At 40.0% G+C, this 3006-nt stretch carries 4 protein-coding genes; all 4 read right to left on the bottom strand.

All coding sequences use genetic code 11. The features are described from left to right. Positions 1-219: hypothetical protein (locus QUF61_RS18040; protein WP_289682942.1), on the bottom strand; the 219-nt coding region annotated here is incomplete at its 3' end. A gap of 178 nt (positions 220-397) precedes the next feature. Next, a complete protein-coding gene (gene argH / locus QUF61_RS18035) occupies positions 398-1780 on the bottom strand; it encodes an argininosuccinate lyase (protein WP_289682941.1) in 1383 nt (460 codons plus the stop codon). Next, positions 1777-2361 carry a hypothetical protein gene (locus QUF61_RS18030; RefSeq protein WP_289682940.1) on the bottom strand — a complete coding sequence of 195 codons (585 nt, stop codon included), beginning with the start codon at positions 2359-2361 and terminating at the stop codon, positions 1777-1779. The genes argH and QUF61_RS18030 overlap by 4 nt, the downstream gene beginning before the upstream one ends. Then, positions 2355-3006: AAA family ATPase (locus tag QUF61_RS18025; RefSeq protein ID WP_289682939.1), on the bottom strand; the 652-nt coding region annotated here is incomplete at its 5' end. The genes QUF61_RS18030 and QUF61_RS18025, both read right to left, overlap by 7 nt.

Below are 3006 nucleotides of genomic sequence, written 5' to 3'. Positions count from 1 at the left end.
AGAATCAGAATGTTTATCAGTCAAGTGTGAAATCAAATCAAATATTGCAAAACCTAAATTTGATTTACCTACTCCATTATGACCATAAATTAATGCATTTTTAATAATACCATTATGTACAGCATTTTGATTAAAAACATAATTATTGGTCTGTGTTAAATCAAAAGTAAACTTTTCTGCAAAATTTTTGAAATTACTGACTTCAAACTTAGTGAGCATTTATGGTGTCCATTTAAACCGTTATTGATTAAATATTTTGGACTATAACACAATCTCTATCTGCCGTAAAAAATTTACGGCTATTTTCTTATTTACCTGAATCTATGGTATAAAATTGGGGAATTACTGAAATTATACATTCCCATGCAGAGCATGGGAATGATAGGGAAGCAGTTGGTTACTCAGCCAGACGCACTTTGAGCCGCGCTATCGCTTTCCGCACCTGCACAGGCGCGGTGCCGCCGATATGGTTACGCGCCGCCACCGAGCCTTCCAGCGTCAAGACACTGTAAACATCATCGGTAATAATCTCGGAAAAACCTTGCAGGGTTTTCAGGCTTAAAGCATCCAGTTCGGTTTCATGTTCTATGCAGTGGCGTACCGCCTGCCCCACCACTTCGTGCGCATCGCGAAAGGGTAGCCCCTTACACACCAGATAATCCGCCAAATCTGTTGCCGTGGTGAAACCTTGTTTTGCTGCGTGGTACATATTCGAACGCTTCACCTGCACCTGCGGCATCATGTCGGCATATACCCGCAGACTGCCTTTAAGGGTGTCGATGGTATCAAACAGCGGTTCTTTATCTTCCTGATTGTCTTTGTTGTAGGCCAGTGCCTGGGATTTCATCAAGGTTAGCAGACTGGTGAGGTGTCCGTATACCCGCCCGGTTTTACCGCGCACCAGTTCCGGCACGTCGGGGTTTTTCTTTTGCGGCATGATGGAAGAGCCAGTACAAAAAGCATCACCCAAGTCGATAAAATCAAATTGTGCGGAAGACCACAATACCAGTTCTTCGCCGAAACGCGACAAGTGCATCATCAGCAGTGCAGCATCAGCGGTAAATTCAATGGCAAAATCGCGGTCGCTGACGGCATCCAATGAGTTTTCAGCGATGTTGTCAAAGCCTAATAATGCTGCCGTGTAAGTCCGGTCTATGGGGTAGCTGGTGCCAGCCAGCGCCGCTGCGCCTAAAGGCATGGTGTTTACCCGTTTGCGGCAATCGGCAAGACGCTCGCGGTCACGCATGAGCATTTCCACCCAGGCCAGCATGTGATGGGCAAAGCTGATGGGCTGGGCGCTTTGCAAATGGGTGAAACCCGGCATGATGGTATCGGTTTCGCGCCCCGCCAGGTCTACCAGACCTTCAATCAGGCGCTTGAGTTCTGCGCGGATAAGATCAATCTCATCGCGCAGATACAAACGGATGTCTGTTGCCACCTGATCGTTGCGCGAGCGCCCGGTGTGCAGTTTTTTACCGACATTACCGATTTTGGCTGTCAGACGTGCTTCAATATTCATGTGCACATCTTCCAGCGCCACCGACCAGTCAAAGGTTCCGGCTTCGATTTCCTGCTCAATACTGCCCAGCCCTGCAATAATCTGCTCTTGCTCGGCTTCTGTTAATACGCCAACTTTTGCCAGCATCCGCGCATGGGCGATTGAACCCATAATATCGTAATGATACAGGCGTTGATCAAAGTCTACTGAAGCGGTAAAGGCTTCAACAAATTGATTGGTGGGCGCGGTAAAACGCCCGGTCCAGGGTTTTTCTGTGGTCATGAATGCTTGTCCATACTAAAGAGTGTAGTGAGTTTTTGTTTCAATTCGTCAAAGTTTTGATGGGAGAAATCGAATGGTGCCTGAGGGTAGGCCGTTTTATAAATCTGGTTGAGTATGGCTTTATGGTTTTCTTTAGATTTAAAATCTGAGCAGTTTAAAAAATTTTCTATACAGGATTTTTGTTTTTCAGGGATGGTCGAGAGGATTAATGATTCCAGGTAGCCATCTTTGGTTTGTGGATCGCAAGTGATATAAATATCTGAACAGTCTTGTAATTCCAACTCATGAATAATTTTTTTGAGTTCAGTTTCAGTATTATCATAGCCACCATACTTTTCATCATTTTTTTCATAATCTGCATCAATGACAAATAGTATTTTGTTAATTTCTTCCCGTCTTACAGCCATTTTTATAGTGCTATAATTTTTATTATCCAAGTTAAAAAAATTACTTTTACCACCTATTCCAATAAATCTTATTTTATTATTATCTAAGTTTAAATTTGTTATTAATAAATTTAAAAGTTCATTATCAGCAGTTTTTTTTGAACTTCCTTCATGAAAAATAGCAACGCCTACCATCCTCTCACCTCATGTTCTTGTTCCATACTATTTTCTAATAAGTCATAGTTATATACACCAGCATCAATTGCACCACTTTTTAATTGCGTCATAATAGTATAAGTTATCTCTTTTTCTTCTAATTGTTTAGCTGCTTGATAAAAAGATTCAATACATTCTTTGGAATGGGTTGTTGCGAATACTTGTATATTCTGTTCATTCGCCAGGGTTAAAATAATTTCCCATAATTGAGCCAGCATTGTGTAGTGTATACCATTGTCTATTTCATCAATAAACAAATAGCCATTTTCACATTGATAAAGTGCACTTACAATGGATACTAAATATCTTACCCCATCACCAAACTCCGTCAGTTCCAGATAGTCTCCATTTTTTTTACATTGTGGTGTGTCATCTATAATCTTAAATACTTCTATACTTGGGTCAAAATTTTTGATGAAGCGATTTAATATGTTTTCTGCATCTTTTTTTTGTATTGAAGAATAATTTTTTATAATTTCTATATTACTGAGACCAAAATTATCAATAAATTTAATTTCTCTAATAAAATCAATTTCAAATGAAAAATCATTAATATTAATTTTTAATTCTTTACCATTTAGTGTGAAAATGTAATGTTTTATACCATCGCTGTCTTCAATAGTA

The sequence above is a fragment of the Candidatus Venteria ishoeyi genome (genome assembly GCF_030378065.1).
Taxonomy (GTDB): Bacteria; Pseudomonadota; Gammaproteobacteria; order Beggiatoales; family Beggiatoaceae; genus Venteria; species Venteria ishoeyi.
The sequence above is the reverse complement of the archived record's forward strand: the minus strand, read 5'-3'. Positions and strand labels throughout refer to the sequence as shown.

Excerpts from the sequence above, each read along its gene's own strand:
- QUF61_RS18030 (WP_289682940.1), bottom strand. The coding sequence starts at position 2,361 with ATGGTAGGCGTTGCTATTTTTCATGAAGGAAGTTCAAAAAAAACTGCT.
- argH (WP_289682941.1), bottom strand. The coding sequence starts at position 1,780 with ATGACCACAGAAAAACCCTGGACCGGGCGTTTTACCGCGCCCACCAAT.